The 17,260-nt window shown below is 59.2% G+C and carries 32 protein-coding genes; 30 read left to right on the top strand and 2 right to left on the bottom strand.

The annotated features are described in order from the left end of the window. Positions 1-65: 65 nt before the first annotated feature. From rpsJ to GKC30_RS00745, 30 genes are all read left to right on the top strand, one after another. Complete coding sequence (gene rpsJ, locus GKC30_RS00890) at positions 66-386, top strand: 30S ribosomal protein S10 (protein WP_155931592.1); 321 nt, start codon at positions 66-68, stop codon at positions 384-386. A 10-nt stretch (positions 387-396) separates the two neighbouring features. After that, positions 397-1,029 (top strand): 50S ribosomal protein L3, encoded by a 633-nt coding sequence (rplC, locus tag GKC30_RS00885; RefSeq protein ID WP_155931591.1) that lies wholly within the window; start codon positions 397-399, stop codon positions 1,027-1,029. A 21-nt stretch (positions 1,030-1,050) separates the two neighbouring features. Then, the gene (gene rplD, locus GKC30_RS00880) at positions 1,051-1,671 is read left to right on the top strand and encodes a 50S ribosomal protein L4 (protein WP_155931589.1); all 621 of its coding nucleotides are present in this window, start codon (positions 1,051-1,053) and stop codon (positions 1,669-1,671) included. A 2-nt stretch (positions 1,672-1,673) separates the two neighbouring features. Further along, a complete protein-coding gene (rplW, locus tag GKC30_RS00875) occupies positions 1,674-1,964 on the top strand; it encodes a 50S ribosomal protein L23 (RefSeq protein WP_155931587.1) in 291 nt (96 codons plus the stop codon). Positions 1,965-1,967: 3 nt separating this feature from the next. After that, a complete protein-coding gene (gene rplB / locus GKC30_RS00870) occupies positions 1,968-2,798 on the top strand; it encodes a 50S ribosomal protein L2 (protein ID WP_155931585.1) in 831 nt (276 codons plus the stop codon). A gap of 11 nt (positions 2,799-2,809) precedes the next feature. Beyond that, the gene (gene rpsS, locus GKC30_RS00865; RefSeq protein ID WP_155931583.1) at positions 2,810-3,079 is read left to right on the top strand and encodes a 30S ribosomal protein S19; all 270 of its coding nucleotides are present in this window, start codon (positions 2,810-2,812) and stop codon (positions 3,077-3,079) included. A gap of 12 nt (positions 3,080-3,091) precedes the next feature. Next, positions 3,092-3,424 carry a 50S ribosomal protein L22 gene (rplV, locus tag GKC30_RS00860; protein ID WP_155931581.1) on the top strand — a complete coding sequence of 111 codons (333 nt, stop codon included), beginning with the start codon at positions 3,092-3,094 and terminating at the stop codon, positions 3,422-3,424. A 2-nt stretch (positions 3,425-3,426) separates the two neighbouring features. Next, positions 3,427-4,068: a 30S ribosomal protein S3 gene (gene rpsC / locus GKC30_RS00855; protein ID WP_155931579.1), complete on the top strand. Its 642-nt coding sequence runs from the start codon at positions 3,427-3,429 to the stop codon at positions 4,066-4,068. Beyond that, positions 4,068-4,481: a 50S ribosomal protein L16 gene (gene rplP / locus GKC30_RS00850; RefSeq protein WP_155931577.1), complete on the top strand. Its 414-nt coding sequence runs from the start codon at positions 4,068-4,070 to the stop codon at positions 4,479-4,481. The genes rpsC and rplP overlap by 1 nt, the downstream gene beginning before the upstream one ends. Before the next feature lies 1 nt (position 4,482). Next, positions 4,483-4,674 (top strand): 50S ribosomal protein L29, encoded by a 192-nt coding sequence (rpmC, locus tag GKC30_RS00845; protein ID WP_155931575.1) that lies wholly within the window; start codon positions 4,483-4,485, stop codon positions 4,672-4,674. Between the two features lie 3 nt (positions 4,675-4,677). After that, positions 4,678-4,944 (top strand): 30S ribosomal protein S17, encoded by a 267-nt coding sequence (rpsQ, locus tag GKC30_RS00840; protein WP_155931573.1) that lies wholly within the window; start codon positions 4,678-4,680, stop codon positions 4,942-4,944. Between the two features lie 17 nt (positions 4,945-4,961). After that, entirely contained in the window at positions 4,962-5,330 is a 369-nt protein-coding gene (gene rplN, locus GKC30_RS00835) for a 50S ribosomal protein L14 (protein WP_155931571.1), read from the top strand. 12 nt (positions 5,331-5,342) lie between these two features. Next, on the top strand, positions 5,343-5,663 hold the full coding sequence (rplX, locus tag GKC30_RS00830) for a 50S ribosomal protein L24 (protein ID WP_155931569.1): 321 nt from the start codon (positions 5,343-5,345) through the stop codon (positions 5,661-5,663). A gap of 9 nt (positions 5,664-5,672) precedes the next feature. Continuing rightward, on the top strand, positions 5,673-6,212 hold the full coding sequence (rplE, locus tag GKC30_RS00825) for a 50S ribosomal protein L5 (RefSeq protein WP_155931568.1): 540 nt from the start codon (positions 5,673-5,675) through the stop codon (positions 6,210-6,212). A gap of 11 nt (positions 6,213-6,223) precedes the next feature. Then, positions 6,224-6,409: a type Z 30S ribosomal protein S14 gene (locus tag GKC30_RS00820; RefSeq protein ID WP_367613904.1), complete on the top strand. Its 186-nt coding sequence runs from the start codon at positions 6,224-6,226 to the stop codon at positions 6,407-6,409. Positions 6,410-6,424: 15 nt separating this feature from the next. Further along, positions 6,425-6,808 (top strand): 30S ribosomal protein S8, encoded by a 384-nt coding sequence (gene rpsH / locus GKC30_RS00815; protein WP_155931566.1) that lies wholly within the window; start codon positions 6,425-6,427, stop codon positions 6,806-6,808. 12 nt (positions 6,809-6,820) lie between these two features. Then, positions 6,821-7,357 carry a 50S ribosomal protein L6 gene (gene rplF, locus GKC30_RS00810; RefSeq protein WP_155931564.1) on the top strand — a complete coding sequence of 179 codons (537 nt, stop codon included), beginning with the start codon at positions 6,821-6,823 and terminating at the stop codon, positions 7,355-7,357. A 12-nt stretch (positions 7,358-7,369) separates the two neighbouring features. After that, positions 7,370-7,729: a 50S ribosomal protein L18 gene (gene rplR, locus GKC30_RS00805; RefSeq protein ID WP_155931562.1), complete on the top strand. Its 360-nt coding sequence runs from the start codon at positions 7,370-7,372 to the stop codon at positions 7,727-7,729. A 17-nt stretch (positions 7,730-7,746) separates the two neighbouring features. Further along, positions 7,747-8,238, top strand: coding sequence for a 30S ribosomal protein S5 (rpsE, locus tag GKC30_RS00800; RefSeq protein WP_155931560.1), 492 nt, complete (start codon positions 7,747-7,749; stop codon positions 8,236-8,238). 11 nt (positions 8,239-8,249) lie between these two features. Continuing rightward, positions 8,250-8,423, top strand: a complete 174-nt coding sequence (gene rpmD, locus GKC30_RS00795; protein ID WP_367613903.1) for a 50S ribosomal protein L30 — start codon at positions 8,250-8,252, stop codon at positions 8,421-8,423. After that, complete coding sequence (gene rplO / locus GKC30_RS00790) at positions 8,420-8,866, top strand: 50S ribosomal protein L15 (RefSeq protein WP_155931559.1); 447 nt, start codon at positions 8,420-8,422, stop codon at positions 8,864-8,866. The genes rpmD and rplO overlap by 4 nt, the downstream gene beginning before the upstream one ends. 25 nt (positions 8,867-8,891) lie before the next feature. Further along, positions 8,892-10,199: a preprotein translocase subunit SecY gene (secY, locus tag GKC30_RS00785; RefSeq protein WP_367613902.1), complete on the top strand. Its 1,308-nt coding sequence runs from the start codon at positions 8,892-8,894 to the stop codon at positions 10,197-10,199. Positions 10,200-10,201: 2 nt separating this feature from the next. After that, positions 10,202-10,972 (top strand): type I methionyl aminopeptidase, encoded by a 771-nt coding sequence (gene map, locus GKC30_RS00780; protein ID WP_155931555.1) that lies wholly within the window; start codon positions 10,202-10,204, stop codon positions 10,970-10,972. A 129-nt stretch (positions 10,973-11,101) separates the two neighbouring features. Then, positions 11,102-11,215: a 50S ribosomal protein L36 gene (rpmJ, locus tag GKC30_RS00775; RefSeq protein ID WP_155931553.1), complete on the top strand. Its 114-nt coding sequence runs from the start codon at positions 11,102-11,104 to the stop codon at positions 11,213-11,215. A gap of 12 nt (positions 11,216-11,227) precedes the next feature. Next, positions 11,228-11,599, top strand: coding sequence for a 30S ribosomal protein S13 (rpsM, locus tag GKC30_RS00770; RefSeq protein WP_155931551.1), 372 nt, complete (start codon positions 11,228-11,230; stop codon positions 11,597-11,599). A gap of 85 nt (positions 11,600-11,684) precedes the next feature. After that, complete coding sequence (gene rpsK / locus GKC30_RS00765; RefSeq protein WP_155931549.1) at positions 11,685-12,071, top strand: 30S ribosomal protein S11; 387 nt, start codon at positions 11,685-11,687, stop codon at positions 12,069-12,071. 16 nt (positions 12,072-12,087) lie between these two features. Continuing rightward, positions 12,088-12,714, top strand: a complete 627-nt coding sequence (gene rpsD / locus GKC30_RS00760; protein WP_367613901.1) for a 30S ribosomal protein S4 — start codon at positions 12,088-12,090, stop codon at positions 12,712-12,714. A gap of 12 nt (positions 12,715-12,726) precedes the next feature. Further along, positions 12,727-13,767 (top strand): DNA-directed RNA polymerase subunit alpha, encoded by a 1,041-nt coding sequence (locus tag GKC30_RS00755; protein ID WP_155931547.1) that lies wholly within the window; start codon positions 12,727-12,729, stop codon positions 13,765-13,767. Further along, on the top strand, positions 13,757-14,296 hold the full coding sequence (gene rplQ / locus GKC30_RS00750; RefSeq protein WP_155931545.1) for a 50S ribosomal protein L17: 540 nt from the start codon (positions 13,757-13,759) through the stop codon (positions 14,294-14,296). The genes GKC30_RS00755 and rplQ overlap by 11 nt, the downstream gene beginning before the upstream one ends. A gap of 63 nt (positions 14,297-14,359) precedes the next feature. After that, positions 14,360-15,253 carry a selenium metabolism-associated LysR family transcriptional regulator gene (locus tag GKC30_RS00745; protein WP_155931543.1) on the top strand — a complete coding sequence of 298 codons (894 nt, stop codon included), beginning with the start codon at positions 14,360-14,362 and terminating at the stop codon, positions 15,251-15,253. 63 nt (positions 15,254-15,316) lie between these two features. On the opposite strand, the gene GKC30_RS00740 is transcribed toward GKC30_RS00745, so the two are convergent. Both GKC30_RS00740 and mqnC read right to left on the bottom strand, forming a co-directional pair. Then, a complete protein-coding gene (locus tag GKC30_RS00740) occupies positions 15,317-16,138 on the bottom strand; it encodes a menaquinone biosynthetic enzyme MqnA/MqnD family protein (RefSeq protein ID WP_155931541.1) in 822 nt (273 codons plus the stop codon). Continuing rightward, a complete protein-coding gene (gene mqnC / locus GKC30_RS00735) occupies positions 16,135-17,199 on the bottom strand; it encodes a cyclic dehypoxanthinyl futalosine synthase (RefSeq protein WP_437179096.1) in 1,065 nt (354 codons plus the stop codon). The genes GKC30_RS00740 and mqnC overlap by 4 nt, the downstream gene beginning before the upstream one ends. Between the last annotated feature and the right edge of the window lie 61 nt (positions 17,200-17,260).

Genomic DNA, 17,260 nt, shown 5'->3' with positions numbered 1-17,260 from the left:
TGCGAAATTGTGCGCCTGCAATTTTTCGGGCGCGGCGAAGATAAATCCTTTGAGGAGAAAGCACCATGGCTGCTTCGATGGCGAGCGATCGCATCAGAATCAAACTGAAATCATACGATTATCGTATTCTGGACAAGGCTGTCAGCGAAATCGTTGACACGGCCCGGAATACTGGTGCGGCTATTGCAGGCCCTGTGCCCCTGCCCACCGACATTCATCGTAATACCATTCAGAAGTCCGTTCACGTGGACAAGAAGTCCCGTGAGCAGTTTGAAATGCGCATTCACAAGCGCCTTTTGGACATCCTGGAACCCACTCAGCAGACTGTTGACGCCCTGGGCAAGCTTTCGCTGCCTGCCGGTGTTGATGTCGAAATCAAGCTCTAGGAGTTTCATTATGCCTAAGACGCTTGGAATACTTGGAAAGAAGCTGGGCATGACCCGTATCTTCAAAGATGACGGCAGCGTGTGTTGCGTTACCGTCATCCAGGCGGGACCCTGCCCGGTCATGCAGATCAAGACGCAGGACAAGGAAGGCTACAACGCCCTGCAGCTCGGCTATGATGTCATCGCCGAACGCAAGGTCAACAAGCCCATGAAAGGCCACATGGCCAAGGCCGGAAAGGACCTTTATCGCCACCTCAGGGAGTTTCCCCTTGACGGTGTCGACGGCTACGAGCTTGGCCAGGAGATCACCGTCGGAATTTTCTCGGCCGGTGAAAAGGTCAAGGTGACGGGCACCAGCAAGGGCAAGGGCTTTCAGGGTGTCATGAAGCGTCACAACTTCTCCGGTTCCCGTGCATCCCATGGCGCCGAGAAGGTGCACCGCGTTCCCGGTTCCGTCGGTAACGCCACCTATCCGGGTCGCGTCTGGAAGAACAAGAAGATGCCCGGCCAGATGGGGAACGCACGCGTGACCTTGAGCAACGTGGAAATCATCGACGTGAGGCCCGAGGACAATGTCCTGGTGGTGAAGGGCCAGGTGCCCGGACCCAACAACGGCTTCGTGATGATCCGCAAGAACGGCTAGCCGGGGCTGGAGGTATACGTCATGGCAAAATTGCAAGTTGTAGATCAGAATAATCAGAAAGTTGGCGATATAGAGCTGGCTCCCGAGGTCTTTGAGGTCGAGGTGCAACCCGAGATTCTCAACCTCGTTGTCCGTGCCCAGCGCGCAGCCAAGCGCAGCGGTACCCATGCCACCAAGACCCGCGGCATGAAAAGCGGCGGCGGGCGCAAGCCCTGGCGCCAGAAGGGTACCGGCCGCGCCCGCGCCGGCTCCAGCCGTTCTCCGTTGTGGCGTGGCGGCGCGGTCCTTTTCGGCCCGCAGCCCCGCGACTACTCGTTCAAGGTCAACAAGAAGGTCCGCAAGCTGGCCCTGCAGATGGCCCTGTCATCGCGGGTGGCCGAGCAGAAGCTGACCGTGCTCAAGGCCATTGATTTGGCCGAAGTGAAAACCAAGGCCTTTGCGGCCATAGTTCGGAATCTCGGCCTCGGCAAGACGCTGATTGTGGCCAAGGAGGCTGACAGCACCCTGGCCCTCTCGGCCAGGAACCTGCCGGGCGTCAAGGTCATCGAGGCCGACAAGCTGAATGTTTACGACGTGCTGCTGTATCCCGAGCTGGTCATGCTCGAGGCCGCCGCCCAAGACGTTCAAGAGAGGTTGAAATAGTCATGGATTATTCCAAGATTTTGCTCAAGCCCGTTGTCTCCGAGAAGGCCAACGAAGCCAAGGAGCAGTCCAATCACGTCTCTTTTTACGTCCACCCCGACACCAACAAGATCGAGGTGAAGAAGGCGGTCGAGGCAGCCTTTGACGTTAAAGTCGAGTCCGTGAACATTGTCAGAAAACAAGCCATGCCGCGCAAGAAGTTTGGCCGCGTTACCGGACGCATCTCCGGTTACAAGAAGGCCTACGTCAAGCTCGCGCAAGGCGACAAGATCGAAATCTTCGAGGGAGTGTAACACATGGCAACCCGCAAGCTGAAGCCTACTTCTCCGGGCCGCCGGTTCCAGACGATCTCCGACTTTGCCGAGATCACCAGGACCACTCCCGAGAAGTCGCTGACCAAGGGCCTGACCAAGAAGGCCGGACGCAACAACAACGGTCGCATCACTGCCCGTCGCCGTGGCGGAGGGCACAAGACCCTGTATCGCATCATCGATTTCAAGCGCAACAAACTTGGCATTCCCGCCAAGGTGGCCGAGATCGAGTACGATCCGAACCGCAGCGCCCGCATCGCGCTGCTGCATTACGCCGATGGCGAGAAGCGCTACATCCTGGCCCCTGTGGGGTTGAATCAGGGGGACAGCATCCTCTCCGGTGAGGGCGCGGACATCAAGCCCGGCAACGCCATGCAGTTGCAGCTGGTGCCCACTGGTACCATCGTGCACAACATTGAGCTGCATCCGGGTCGCGGCGGCCAGTTCTGCCGCGCCGCCGGTACCTATGCCCAGCTCATCGCCAAGGAAGGCAAGTACGCACTGCTGCGCATGCCCTCGGGTGAGGTGCGTAAGGTGCTGGCCGCCTGCTGCGCCACTGTCGGCCAGGTGGGCAATGTCCACCACGAGTCGATCAAGATTGGCAAGGCCGGACGCAACCGCTGGCTTGGACGCCGTCCCAAGGTGCGCGGTGTGGCCATGAACCCGGTTGACCATCCGCTTGGCGGCGGCGAGGGCCGCAGCTCGGGCGGCCGCCACCCGGTCTCGCCGTGGGGCATCCCGGCCAAGGGCTACAAGACCCGCAACAAGAAGAAGGCTTCTGCGAAGCTCATCGTCAAGCGCCGCGGCCAGAAGTAGGAGTATAAGTAATGCCAAGATCTCTTAAGAAGGGTCCGTTCATCGACGGCCACCTGATAAAGAAAGTCGAAGTGGCTGCCGAGAATCAGGATCGCCGCGTTATCAAGACCTGGTCGCGTCGCTCCACGATCATCCCCGAGATGGTCGGCATGACCTTCGCTGTCCACAATGGCCGCAAGTTCATTCCCGTGTTTGTGACCGAAAACATGGTTGGTCACAAACTCGGCGAGTTCTCGCCCACCCGTACCTACTTCGGCCACGCTGCCGACAAGAAGAAGTAGGGGGAGACCATTATGGAAGCCAAAGCAGTCGCCAAGTACATTCGCGTGTCTCCGCGCAAGACCCGCATCGTTGCCGAGAATATCAAGGGCAAGGGTGTCGAGGATGCCTTGAACATCCTCCGCTTCACCCCGAAGAAAGCCGCCAAGATTCTCAGCAAGGTGCTCTATTCCGCCATTTCCAACGCGGAGCAGATGCCTGGAGTGGACGTGGACTCCCTGATCGTGGATACGGTCATGGTCAACGAAGGCCCCACCTGGAAACGCATCCAGCCCCGTGCCATGGGCCGCGCCTACCGGATCAAGAAGCGCACGAGCCATATCACCATCGTAGTGAAGGAAATGTAGTTATGGGACAGAAAGTACATCCTTACGGTTTTCGTCTGGGGTATAACAAGAACTGGCTGTCCCGCTGGTACAGCAAGAAAGATTATCCTGCCTTTGTCTTGCAGGACGATCAGATTCGCAAGTTCGTCAAGAAGAAGCTCTTTCAGGCCGGCATCGCTCGGCTGGAAATTGAGCGCGCCGGCGGCAAGATTCGCCTGATCATCCACACTGCGCGTCCGGGAATCGTCATCGGTCGCAAAGGTGTAGAGATAGAGAAGCTGCGTGAGGAATTGCGCGGCAAGTTTCAAACCGAATTCACCATTGAGGTCAACGAGATTCGTCGACCGGAGGTTGAAGCTCAGCTCGTAGCTGAGAGCATTGCCCAGCAACTCGAACGCAGAATTGCCTTCCGCCGTGCCATGAAGCGTACGGTGGGCCTTGCCAGGAAATTCGGCGCCGAGGGTATCAAGGTTGCGTGTGCCGGTCGCCTTGCAGGCGCCGAGATCGCACGCGGCGAATGGTACCGTGATGGGCGTGTGCCTCTGCACACCCTCCGTGCCGACATCGACTACGGTTTTGCCGAGGCCGCGACGACCTACGGCGTCATCGGAGTCAAGGTCTGGATCTTCAAGGGTGAGATTCTGGACAAAGAGGTGGAACAGTAATGCTTGCTCCAAAAAGAGTGAAATTCAGAAAGCGGCAGAAAGGCCGCAACAGAGGCAAGGCCCAACGGGGTAACAGCGTGTCCTTCGGCGATATCGGGCTGAAGGCATTGGAGCACGGAAAGATCACCAGCCAGCAGATTGAGTCCGCTCGTGTCGCCATCATGCGGCACATCAAGCGCGGTGGTAAGGTCTGGATTCGCATCTTCCCGGATTTCCCCGTCACCTCCAAGCCTGCGGAAGTCCGCATGGGCAAGGGAAAGGGCGCACCCGATGGTTGGGTCGCCCCGGTGAGACCGGGCCGGATCATGTACGAAGTGAAGGGCGTCGATATCGCACTGGCCAAGGAAGCGCTCAAGCGCGCCTCCTACAAGCTGCCGATCAAGACGGCCATCGTTGTCAAGGAGGGTCTGTAAGATGACTTCCAAGGAACTTCGTGAACTGAACGACGCCAAGCTGGCCGAGAAGCTGACCGAGTCCCGCAAGGAACTCTTTGGTCTGCGTTTCAAGCATGCCACCGCGCAGCTTGAGAATACCCGGCAACTCAGCGGCGTCAAAAAGACCATCGCCCGTATCCTGACCATCCAGCAGGAACGACAGGGAGCGTAACCAATGGCTGAGTTCAAACACACCGGCAACAGGCGCGTGCTGACCGGACTGGTCGTTTCCGACAAGGCCGACAAAACCATTGTCGTCCGGGTCGAGACCCTGGTAAAGCATCCGCTGCTGAAGAAGTACATCCGCCGCCGCAAGAAGTTCATGGCCCATGATCCGGCCAACGACTGCGGTGTTGGCGACAAGGTGCAGATTGTCGAATCGAGGCCCATGAGCCGCCGTAAGCGGTGGCACCTGGTGCAGATCCTCGAAAAGGCCGTCTAGGGTTAGGAGAAAATACCATGATACAGGTTGAATCCAACCTCGATGTCGCTGACAATTCCGGGGCCAAAAGGGTCGCGTGCATCAAGGTGCTCGGCGGGTCCAAGCGCCGCTATGCGAGCGTCGGCGATATTATCGTAGTGTCCGTCAAAGAGGCCATGCCCCATTCCAAGGTGAAGAAGGGCGCGGTCATGAAGGCGGTGGTCGTTCGGACCAAAAAGGAAGTGGGGCGCCCCGACGGCTCCTACATCAAGTTCGACAACAATTCCGCCGTGCTGCTCAATAACAACGGCGAGCCTGTGGGAACCCGTATTTTCGGACCCGTGGCCCGCGAGCTGCGTGCAGCCGGCTTCATGAAGATCGTTTCCCTCGCCCCCGAGGTCCTGTAAGAGGATATGCAGATGAAGACCAAGATACGCAAAGACGACAAGGTCATGGTCATCGCCGGGAAGGATAAGGGAAAGATCGGCAAGGTGCTCAAGATTCTGCCCAAGAAGGACACCGTCCTCGTTGAGAAAGTCAACATGGTCCAGCGTCACACCAAAGCCAATCCCTACGCCCAGCAGCCCGGCGGGATTATCGAAAAGGAAGCCCCGATCCATGTATCCAATGTGGCTGTGGTGTGCGATGCGTGCACCAAGCCCACGCGGGTCGGGTACAAGAAGACCGAAGACGGCAAGAAGCTTCGTTACTGCAAAAAGTGCAACGAAGTCTTCAAATAAGGTGTACCAATGACTCGTCTGGAAAAAGTATATGCGGAAAAGGTAGTCCCTGAGCTCCAGAAGGAGTTCGGCTACAGTTCCTCCATGGAGATCCCGAAACTGACGAAGATCTCCCTGAACATCGGTCTGGGTGCGGCTAGCCAGAACAGCAAGCTCATCGAACCGGCCGTTGAGGAACTGACCGCCATCGCGGGACAGCGGGCCGTGGTGACCAAGGCCAAGAAGTCCATCGCCCAGTTCAAGCTGCGCGAGGGAATGCCCATCGGCGCACGCGTCACGCTGCGCGGCGACGCCATGTGGGACTTCTACGACAGGCTCGTGAGCTTTGCCCTGCCCCGGGTGCGCGACTTTCGCGGCATTCCCGATCGCGGGTTCGATGGTCGCGGGAACTTCACCATGGGCATCAAGGAGCACACCATTTTCCCCGAGCTCGATATCGACAAGGTGGAATTGGTCAAGGGCATGAACGTGACCGTGTGCACGAGCGCCAAGACAGACAAGGAAGGCAAGATGCTTCTTGATCTCCTTGGCATGCCCTTTAAAAAGTAGGAGGACGGAAAGTGGCCAAGACAAGCATTCGCGTTAAGGCACGCCGCAAACCCAAGTTCAAGGTTCGCGCATACAATCGGTGCCCGATTTGTGGCCGTCCTCGGGCTTTTCTGAGGCGTTACGGCATCTGCCGTATCTGCTTCCGCAACAAGGCTCTCGCCGGGGAGCTGCCCGGTGTTCGCAAGTCGAGCTGGTAATCAAGGAGAAATGAAATGGCTGTTGTTGATCCTGTAGCCGACATGTTGACCCGCATTCGGAACGCCTACGGCGCACATCATAGCGATGTCGTCGTGCCGTCTTCCAAAATGAAGACTTCCATCGCGGGTATCCTGAAGGAAGAAGGTTATATCGCCGACTACGCTGTCGAGGACAGGGACATCAGTATTACCCTCAAATACGCTGACGGAAAACCGCTGGTTACTGGCCTGAAGAAGGTCAGCAAGCCTGGTCGTCGCGTATATGTCGGTGCTTCTGACATCCCTCGTGTGCAAAACGGCATCGGCATTTGTATCGTGTCCACCTCAAAAGGGGTGCTCGAAGGCGCCAAGGCCAAAGAGGCCAATGTCGGCGGCGAACTGCTGTGCGAAATCTGGTAGTGAGGTTCCACAATGTCTCGTATAGGAAAAAATCCCATCGAAATACCTTCGGGTGTTGAGGTGTCTGTTGGAGCCTCCGAGATCCAGGTCAAGGGCCCCAAGGGCACCCTGACGACCGCGGTTCATCCGGCCGTGGCTTATGCGCTCGAGGATGGCAAGGTTTCCGTCACCCGAGCTGACGACTCTCGCGAGGCCCGTGCCCAGCACGGTCTGCGTCGTACGCTCCTGGCCAACTGCGTCGAGGGCGTCTCCAAGGGCTTTGAGAAGGGCCTGGAGGTCATCGGCGTCGGTTACAAGGTGTCCGTGCAGGGCCCCAAGATCGTTCTGAACGTCGGGTTCTCCCATCCGGTCGAGTTCGATCTGCCCGCTGGCATCGAAGGTCGGGTCGAGGGCAGCAAGCTGATTCTCCAGGGGATCGACAAGCAGCTCCTCGGAGAGGTAGCGGCCCGCATCCGCCGTGTCCGTCCGCCGGAACCCTACAAGGGCAAGGGCATCAAGTACATCGACGAAGTTATCCGCCGCAAGGCTGGTAAATCCGGCGCCAAGTAGGGGTAATAAGCCATGAGTAAGAGCAAGAACGATCAGAGGCTTCTGCGCAAGCCCCGCATCAGGAAGAAGATCTCCGGCACCCAGGCCCGGCCTCGGTTGGTGGTCTTCCGTTCCAACCAGCATCTGTACGCGCAGCTGGTTGACGACGTGACCGGAACCACCCTGGCCTCGTCCAGCACCCAGGTGCTGAACAAGGCGGGAGAAACACTGAAGGCTAACAGGGACTCCGCCGCCAAGGTGGGCAAAGACATTGCCGCCAAGGCGCTCGAGAAGCAGATCGAGTCCGTGGTCTTCGACCGTAACGGCTATATCTACCACGGCAAGGTCAAAGCCCTTGCCGACGGTGCCCGCGAGGGCGGGCTGAAATTCTAGGCAGCTAGGAAAGTACAATGGAACAAAATGAAAGTGGACTGATCGAAAAAATCGTCTACCTCAATCGCGTCGCCAAGGTTGTCAAGGGTGGCCGCCGTTTCAGCTTCAGCTGCTTGGTGGTCGTCGGTGACGGTGAGGGTGGAGTCGGATACGGGCTGGGCAAGGCCAACGAAGTGCCCGAGGCCATTCGCAAGGCTTCAGAGCGGGCCAGGAAGAACATGATCACCGTTCCCCTGCTGGACGGCACCCTGCCTTACGAGGTGCTGGGCCGTTACGGCGCGGGCCGGGTCATGCTCAAGCCAGCCAGTCGCGGTACCGGCATCATCGCCGGCGGTCCGGTGCGCGCCATCATGGAAGCGGTAGGTGTCCACGATATCCTGACCAAGGCCATCGGCACCAATAATCCGCACAACGTGCTTCGGGCCACCATCGCCGGTCTTGAGTCCCTGCGCAGCGCCGAGGACGTTTCCGCCCTGCGCGGCGTCTCGGTGTCCACGCCGAGAAAGTAAAGGAGATCGTCGTGTTGAAAGTTAAGCTGATAAAAAGCAGGATTGCGGTCAAGCCTGGACTGGTCAAGACCCTTGACTCCCTGGGGCTGCGCAAAATCCGGCAGGAAAAGACCCACGAGGACACTCCGGTCATCAGGGGCATGATCTATAAGGTGCGACACCTGGTGGAGGTAACCGAATCATGAGACTTCATGAACTGTACCCGTTCCCCGAAGAGACGAAGAACCGCAAGCGCATAGGCCGCGGCTCGGGCTCCGGTTCCGGCAAGACGGCCGGCAAGGGCCACAAGGGGCAGAACGCCCGCGCCGGCGGCGGAGTGCGCCCCGGTTTCGAGGGCGGCCAGATGCCTCTGGCCCGCCGTCTGCCCAAGCGCGGTTTCAAGAACCTCTTCCGGGAGGAATACGAAGTCGTCAATCTTGGCCGGCTGCTGGCCATGTTCGACGGCAAGGACGAGATCACCCTGGCCGACATGTATGAGCGCGGCGTCGTCAAGAACGGCGCGGCGGTCAAGGTGCTGGCCACTGGCGAGATCGACAGGGCCGTGACCATCGAGGCGCATCGTTTCAGCGCATCGGCAGCGGACAAGATTGCCAAGGCAGGCGGCAGCGCCAAGGCCGTTGAGGCATAACGAATAGAGTATCGGAAGGGTTATTGTGGCGATGTCAGGAGTTGAGAATCTTGCCCGAGTGCCGGAGCTGAAAAAAAAGCTGCTCTGGACCTTCGCTTTGCTTGCTGTCTACCGGATTGGCATCCATATCCCGATTCCCGGCGTCGACAGTGCGGCGTTGGCCGATTTTTTTGCCAACGCGCAGAATACCCTGTTCGGCATCTTCGACATGTTCTCGGGCGGCGGACTTTCCAACATGTCCATCTTTGCCCTGGGGATCATGCCGTACATCTCGGCTTCGATCATCCTCCAGCTTCTGACAGTCGTTTCGCCCGAGCTGAAACGACTGCAGAAGGAGGAGGGCGAGGCCGGGCGTAAAAAGATCACTCAATACACCCGGTACGGAACGGTGCTTATTACCGTGGTCCAGGGCTTTGCCATCGCGGCCGGGCTTGAGAGCGCTTCCAGTCCCACTGGTGCGCCCATGGTCCTGATTCCGGGCATGGGTTTCAAGCTGATGACGGTGCTGACGCTGACCGCTGGTACCATCTTCCTGATGTGGCTTGGCGAACAGATCACGGAAAAGGGGATAGGCAACGGCATCTCCATGATCATTTATGCAGGCATTGTGGCCGGACTTCCGAGCGCGGCCATCAACACTGTGCGCCTGATGACCGTGGGCGAGATCACGCTGTTCGTGCTTCTTTTCATCCTGGTCTTCATGGTGGCCACCCTGGCCTTCATTGTCTTCATGGAGCGCGGCCAGCGCCGGATTCCCATCCACTACGCCAAGCGTCAGATGGGTCGCAAAATGTTCGGGGGCCAGACCACCCACCTGCCGTTGAAGATCAACACCGCAGGTGTCATTCCGCCGATCTTCGCCTCGTCCATTTTGATGTTTCCGGCCACCCTGGCCCAGTTCTCCAGTGTGCAGTGGCTTCAGGACATCTCTTCGTTCCTGAGCCCTGATTCCATCATTTACAACCTGATGTTTATCGGTATCATCATATTCTTCTGCTATTTCTACACGGCGATCATGTTCGATCCCAAAAGCATAGCGGAAAATATCCAGAAGCAGGGCGGTTTCATTCCGGGCATCCGCCCGGGTGCCCGCACCCGGGAATACATAGACAAGGTGCTTGCCCGTATCACCCTGTGGGGCGCCTTCTATGTCTCTGCGGTCTGCGTGCTGCCGATGGTGCTGATTTCCAACTTCGGCGTCCCCTTCTACTTTGGCGGCACCTCGCTGCTGATCGTGGTCGGCGTTGCCATGGACTTTATGGGCCGGATCGAGTCCTATCTGATTTCGCGTCAGTATGAAGGCTTGCTCGGCAAGGCAGGCAAAGGAAGATAGTCTTGAAGAAATTCAGGGGAATCTTCCTTAAAAACGACAAAGAGATCGGCCTCATGCGCGAGGCCAATCGCATAGTGTCCCTGATTCTCGACGAGTTGGGCGAAAACGTCAAACCCGGCGTTCCCACCATGCTCTTCGAGGAAATCTGCCGGGCCAGATGCGAAGAGCACGGGGTTCGACCGGCGTTTCTGGGCTACCAGGGATTTCCCTTTGCCCTGTGCTGTTCTGTGAATGAGGAGATCGTGCACGGCTTTCCGTCCCGGGAGCGCATTCTGGTCGAGGGCGACATCGTCAGCTTCGACATGGGTGTCGTGTACGAAGGGTTTTACGGCGATTCCGCCCGCACCTTCGCGGTGGGGCGGGTTTCCGATGAGGCCCAAAGGCTCATGGACATTACCCGTGAGTCGCTGAACATAGGTATCGAGCAGGCCGTGCCCGGCAACAACCTCTATGACATTTCCGCGGCAATACAGTCATATGTTGAAGGGTTCGGCTTCGGTATAGTCCGTCGATTTGTTGGACACGGGATCGGAAGCCATCTCCATGAGAAGCCCGAGATCCCCAATTTCGTCCCCAAGGGCATGGCCGGCATTCCTCTCAAGGCCGGTATGGTGCTCGCCATTGAGCCGATGGTCACGGTTGGGACCCACGAAGTTGAAGTTCTTGAGGACAAATGGACCGCGGTGACGAGAGACAGAAAACTGTCGGCGCATTTTGAGCACACCGTGGCCGTCACCTCCGACGGGCCGATGATCTTGAGCATTTCCGACTAGCCCGGCAGGGCAGAGATTCGGGCTTGCTCTTTATATCGAAACGCTGTATAAATCGCAGCTTCGTTTTCAATGGCCACCCCCTGGTGGGGCATAGGCATTATGTATTATCAAGACAGTCCGGAGTCGGTCATGAAAGTCAGACCTTCTGTTAAGAAAATGTGTTCCAAGTGCAAAATTATCAGGCGTAACGGTGTCTTGCGTGTCATTTGTGACAACCCCAGGCACAAGCAGCGTCAAGGATAGAGGGATATAACTATGGCACGTATAGCTGGTGTTGATCTGCCGAGAAATAAGCGCATGGACATTGCGCTGACCTACATTTTCGGTATCGGCCGGACAATGGCCCTGCAGATTCTCGAAAACGTCAATGTTGACTGGCGCACGAATTCCGATGATCTTTCTGCCGAGGAAGTCAACGTCATCCGTACCGAGATCGAGAACAACCACAAGGTCGAGGGCGACCTGCGCCGCGAGATCACGACCAACATCAAGCGCCTGATGGACATCGGCTGCTATCGCGGCCTGCGTCATCGTCGCGGTCTTCCCGTTCGCGGGCAGAAATCCAAGACCAACGCTCGCACCCGCAAGGGTCCGCGCCGCTCTGTCATGGGCCGCAAGAAGAAATAGCGTCGGTACAGACAATATGCGCGGGTAATCCTTAGGGCTCTGCCGCCGCGCTTTCAATGACTTTTATTCAACGGAGATCAAGGCAATGGCTAAACCCCGTCGAACTGGGAAGAAGAAAGAGAAAAAGATCATTCCCGTTGGCATCGCACACGTCAAGGCCACGTTCAACAACACGATCGTGACCTTCACCGATGTCAAGGGCAATGTGGTCAGCTGGGCTTCTGCCGGCGCCCACTTCAAGGGCTCGCGCAAGTCCACTCCTTTTGCGGCTCAGATGGCTGCCGAGGCTGCGGCCAAGCGTGCCCAGGATTCCGGCATGCGCACTGTGGGCATTTACGTCAAGGGCCCCGGCTCCGGGCGCGAGGCCGCCATGCGCGCCATCAACAACGCTGGCTTCAAGGTGACCTTCATTCGGGACATCACTCCGATTCCCCACAATGGTTGCCGTCCGCCCAAACGCCGCAGGGTCTAATGTAAGGAGATGAATCGTGGCAAGATATACTGAAGCAAAATGCAAGCTGTGCCGCCGCGAGGGGACCAAGCTGTTCCTCAAGGGTGATCGCTGCTACACTGATAAATGCGCGTACGAGAAGCGGCCCTATCCCCCGGGCCACGCCGGACGTATGCGTCACAAGATGAGCGACTACGCCGTCCAGCTTCGCGAGAAGCAGAAGGTGCGGCGTATGTATGGTATCCTTGAAGGCCAGTTCCGCGCCTACTACGAGCGCGCCGACGGCATGAAGGGCGTCACCGGCCACAACCTGCTGATGCTGCTTGAGCGCCGTCTCGACAACGTCATCTATCGTCTTGGATTCGCCAACTCCCGCGACCAGGCGCGCCAGCTCGTGCGCCACGGCATCTTCAAGCTCAATGGCCGCCGGGTGAACATCCCGTCCATGCAGGTCAAGGCAGAGGATGTCATCCAGGTCCGCGAGGAGGCACGGAAGATTCCCGTGATCAATGAGGCCCAGGAAGTCATCGCCCGCCGCGGCTGCCCCGCATGGCTGGAGTCCGACGGCGCCAACTTCAAGGGCACGGTTAAGGCCATGCCGAGCCGGGACGACATCCAGTTCCCGATCAACGAGCAGCTCATTGTCGAATTGTACTCCAAGTAAATAGGGGACTTCATGCTTATTGAGAACGGCGACAAACTCATCAACACCCGCAACTGGAGTGAACTGGTAAAGCCCGAGAAGCTGGTGCGCGACTCCAAGTCCACCAGCCGTTACGGGAAGTTCATCTGCGAGCCCCTTGAGCGCGGCTATGCCACCACCATCGGCAACGCCATGCGCAGGGTTCTTCTTTCCTCTATGCAGGGGTGTGCCATTGTTGCCGCCTCCATAGAGGGAGTGCAGCACGAGTTCACGACGCTGCCCGGTGTTCTCGAAGACATGACGGAGGTCGTGCTCAACCTCAAGCAGGTTCGCATCGCCATGACCACCGATGAGCCCCAGAGGCTGGTTCTCGAGGCCGATACCAAAGGCCGCGTGACCGCTGGCATGATTCAGGAGAACCAGAATGTCAAAATCCTGAATACCGACCAGCTCATCGCCACCCTGACCGAGGATCGCTCCCTGCGGATGGAGCTGGAAGTGCGGATGGGCAAGGGCTATGTGCCCGCGGACATGCACGAGGGCCTGACCGAGGAGATCGGCTCCATCATCCTGGATGCGAGCTACTCTCCGGTCAAGAAGGTTGCCTACTCCGTTGAGCAGGCCCGTGTCGGCCAGATGACAAACTATGACAAGCTCATTCTCGAGGTCTGGACCGACGGGTCCGTCACCCCCGAGGATGCCTGCGCATACAGCGCCAAGATCCTCAAGGACCAACTGTCCGTGTTCATCAACTTCGATGAACTCTCTTCCGAGACCATGGAGGAGGAGGACAGCTCCATCGACCTGAACCCGAACCTCTTCAAGAGCATTGACGAACTCGAACTCTCTGTTCGGGCCACCAACTGCCTGAAGGCCGCCAACATACAGCTTGTGGGCGAACTGGTTCAGCGCAGCGAGCAGGCCATGCTCAAGACCAAGAACTTCGGCCGCAAGTCCCTGGACGAGATCCGTCGCGTTCTGGACTCCATGAGCCTCAAGTTCGGCATGGGCGTCGAGGATTTTGACAAGAAATACCAGGAATGGTTGAAGAGGAAAGAGAAAAATGAGGCATAGAAAGTCCGGTCGCAAGCTGAATCGGTCCAATTCTCACCGCACCGCCATGTTCAAGAACATGGCTCGTGCGCTCCTGACCTACGAGCAAATCCGCACCACTGATGTCAAGGCCAAGGAACTTCGCCGCGTTGTCGACAAGCTCATCACTCTGGCTCTTCGCAACGACCTGCATTCCCGCCGCCAGGCCTATAAGGTTCTGGGCAACCACCAGCTGGTGCAGCGCCTCTTTGACGAGATAGGGCCGCGCTTCGCGGGCGGTCAGGGCGGTTATACCCGCATCATCAAGCTCTCTCAGCCCCGCACCGGCGACTGCGCTCCCATGGTCATCATTGAGTTGACCAAAAAGGCGGCCGATGCCCCGGCTCCTGAAAAGGCCGAGGAAAAGACCGAGGATACATCCGTCAAGAAGGCTCCGGCCAAAAAGGCGACTCCCAAGGCCGAGACTCCCGCAAAGGAATCCGCCGCCGAGGAACCTGCCGCCGAGGCAGCCGCTCCCGCCGAGGAGCCCGATCCGAAAAAGGAAGCCTAACCGGCGTTTCGAGAGGGGCAGGTCATGGACCTGCCCCTTTTTCATTGGGAGCAGGGAGGAAGCATGGATATCCGCAAGCTTGAGGCGTTCTGCCATGTCTACGAGACACAGAGCTTTTCCAAGGCGGGAGAAGCGATGTTTCTTTCGCAGCCGACCATCAGTTCCCATGTGGCCAACCTGGAGGCCGAGCTCGGAGTCCGGCTTTTTGACCGCCTGGGACGCCGGGTGCTGGCAACGCAGGCTGGCGATATTCTCTACCGCAGCGCCCAGGCCATCTTCAGCCATGTGCGGCAGGCGCGGGACAGCATCGAAATATTGCGCGATCAAGTGGTCGGCGAGCTTGTCATCGGCTGCAGCACCATCCCGGCCCATCACATTCTCCCCGGATTTCTGGCCGGATTCAGCTCGCGCTATCCTCTGGTTTCTTTTCGCGTCCAGACCGGCGATTCGTCCGAGGTGGCGGCGCGGGTTGCCGATGGGCAGTGGGTTCTTGGCATGATGGGCCATCGGCCCGAGTCCGATGAATTGACCGCGCATCCCCTGCTTGAGGACGAGACCGTAGTGGTTGCATCTAGCAGCGCTCCGTGGCTCCCCGGTGGGGCAGGGCCGGTGTCCGTGCGCGAGCTTGCAGGGCTGCCGTGGGTGATGCGGGAGCACGGATCTGCTACCCGGCGGGTGTTGGAAGATGCCCTGGCCGGTCTGGGCTTGTGCCTGCAGGACATCAACGTCCGCTGTTGGGTTGATGGAACCTGCGAGGCCGTGGCCCATGTGTTGAGCGGGGCGGGACTAAGCGTCACTTCCCGCCTTGCCACCCGTCAGATGGTTGAGAGCGGAGCTCTGGTGCGGCTTGATGTGCCCGAGCTGGTGGGGCGCCGCCGTTTCTTCCTCGTCCATCACAGGGAGCGCCAGATGTTTCCGGCCTACAACGCGTTCGTGGACCATTGCCTGGGCCGCTGACAGGACTGGCATGGGCGTGCAAAGACCCGGACGGTCATCGTTCGGGTCTTTTGCGTGGTCGTTTCAGGCGAGGAAGTTCAGGGAGGGCACGTCCTCGATGATTCCATGCTCGGCCAGATGGCGATAGAAGCGGGTCATGCCTTGTTTCTCTGCCTCGCCCAGGTCGTAGACCAGCCCGTCGAAGTATGAGCGCAGCTCTTCCCGGCTCAGGCAGCTGCGCTCGGCGGCCAGGGCGCACATGGAGGCGATGTTGGTCTGGCCCCAGACCTTTGCCCTGATCAGAGTGTCGCAGGCCCGGCGAACGGCCTGTCCGCTCCTGTCCAGGCTGTCGCGCCGGGCGATCCACACCCCGAAGATGAAGGGCATGCCGGTCAGGGTGCGCCATGCCTCGCCGAGATCGGTCCGCACCGGATAGTCCGGGTGAAAGCGCAGGTTGAGGGCTTCGTCGCCGATGCACAGGATGGCCTGCGGCCGTTCCCCCCGCGAGAGGATAGCCGTGGCATCGCCAGTGACGAAGTTCGTTCTGATTTTCCACTCGGCCAGCAGGACGCGAAGCAGGGCGGCCGAGGTGTGGGTCTGGGCGCTGACCACAATGGTTTCGCCGTGCAGTGAGTCCACCGGCCCGCGGCTGAGGAGCAACACGCTCTGCACCGGCCCGCGGCTGCCGATGGCGATGTCAGGCAGGAGCAGATATTTGTCTGGATGCCTGGCGTACTCGATGCTCGAAGCGGCTGAAACGTCGAGCCGCCCAGCGTCCATGAGCTGGTTCAGGGCCGAGGGCGGTCCGGACACGATAGAGAAGTCGTTGGCGATCTCCCCGGTTTCCAGCGGGTGGTATATGGGCAGCACGTTGAGGTAGCCGATCTTGCCGATGCGTATGGTCATGGCCGGGTCTCCACCAGGGCGTAGTTCATGGTCCGCTGCCTGGGCGTGAACCCGGCGTCTTCCACGAGACGGTGGATCTCCTGGCGCGAGAGGCTGAAGGAGACGCCAGCGGCCCTGACCACGTTCTCCTCGATCATGGTGGAGCCGAAGTCGTTGCCGCCGAAGAAGAGGGCGAGCTGGGCGATTTTTGGCCCCATGGTCACCCAAGAGACCTGGATGTTGTCCACGTTGTCCAGCAGGATGCGCGACAGCGCCAGGGTGCGCAGGTACTCCACGCTGGTCAGTTTGCGGCAATGGCTCAGGGCGGTGCGGTCGGGCTGGAAGGTCCAGGGGATGAAGGCGGTGAAGCCTCCAGTGCGGTCCTGCACCTCGCGCACGGCCAGCATGTGCGCCACGCGCTGCTCCACGCTCTCCAGATGGCCGAACATCATGGTGGCCGTGGTGCGCAGCCCCTGGGCATGGGCCTCCTCCATGACCGCCAGCCACTGCCCGGCCGGACACTTGTTGGGCGCGACCCGGGAGCGGACCTCGTCCACCAGGATTTCGGCCCCGCCGCCGGGGATGGAGTCGAGCCCGGCCTTGCGTAGCCGCCTGATGACCTCGGCCACCGGGATGCGCTCAAGCTCGCTGATGAAGACGATCTCCGGGGGCGAGAAGGCATGGATGTGGATGGCGTGGTGGGCCTTGATGTGGGCCAGCATCTCCTCGTACCAGGAAAGGGGCAGGTGCGGATGATGTCCGCCCTGCATCAGGATCTGTGTGCCGCCCAGGGTGACGGTCTCCTCGATCTTGCGGCTGATCTCGTCGAACGAGAGCACATAGCCGCCCTCCTGGCCCGGCTCGCGATAGAACGCGCAAAAGGTGCAGCAGCACACGCAGATATTGGAATAATTGATGTTGCGGTCCACCACATAGGTGACCACCGGCTCGGGGTGCCTGGCCAGCCGCACCCGGTGGGCCAGCCATCCCAGGTCGGCCAGCTCGGCTTGATCGTGCAGGATCATGGCTTCCTCTGCCCCGATCCGCTCCCCGCCCAGCACCTTCCCGAAAACTCTCTCCATCACGTTCATTCCTTCCTCTCGTTCTTTTCCCCCCCCGCCAAAAAGTTTGGGAAAGGGGAGG

This window comes from Pseudodesulfovibrio alkaliphilus (genome assembly GCF_009729555.1).
Classification (GTDB): domain Bacteria; phylum Desulfobacterota; class Desulfovibrionia; order Desulfovibrionales; family Desulfovibrionaceae; genus Pseudodesulfovibrio; species Pseudodesulfovibrio alkaliphilus.
The sequence above is the reverse complement of the archived record's forward strand: the minus strand, read 5'-3'. Positions and strand labels throughout refer to the sequence as shown.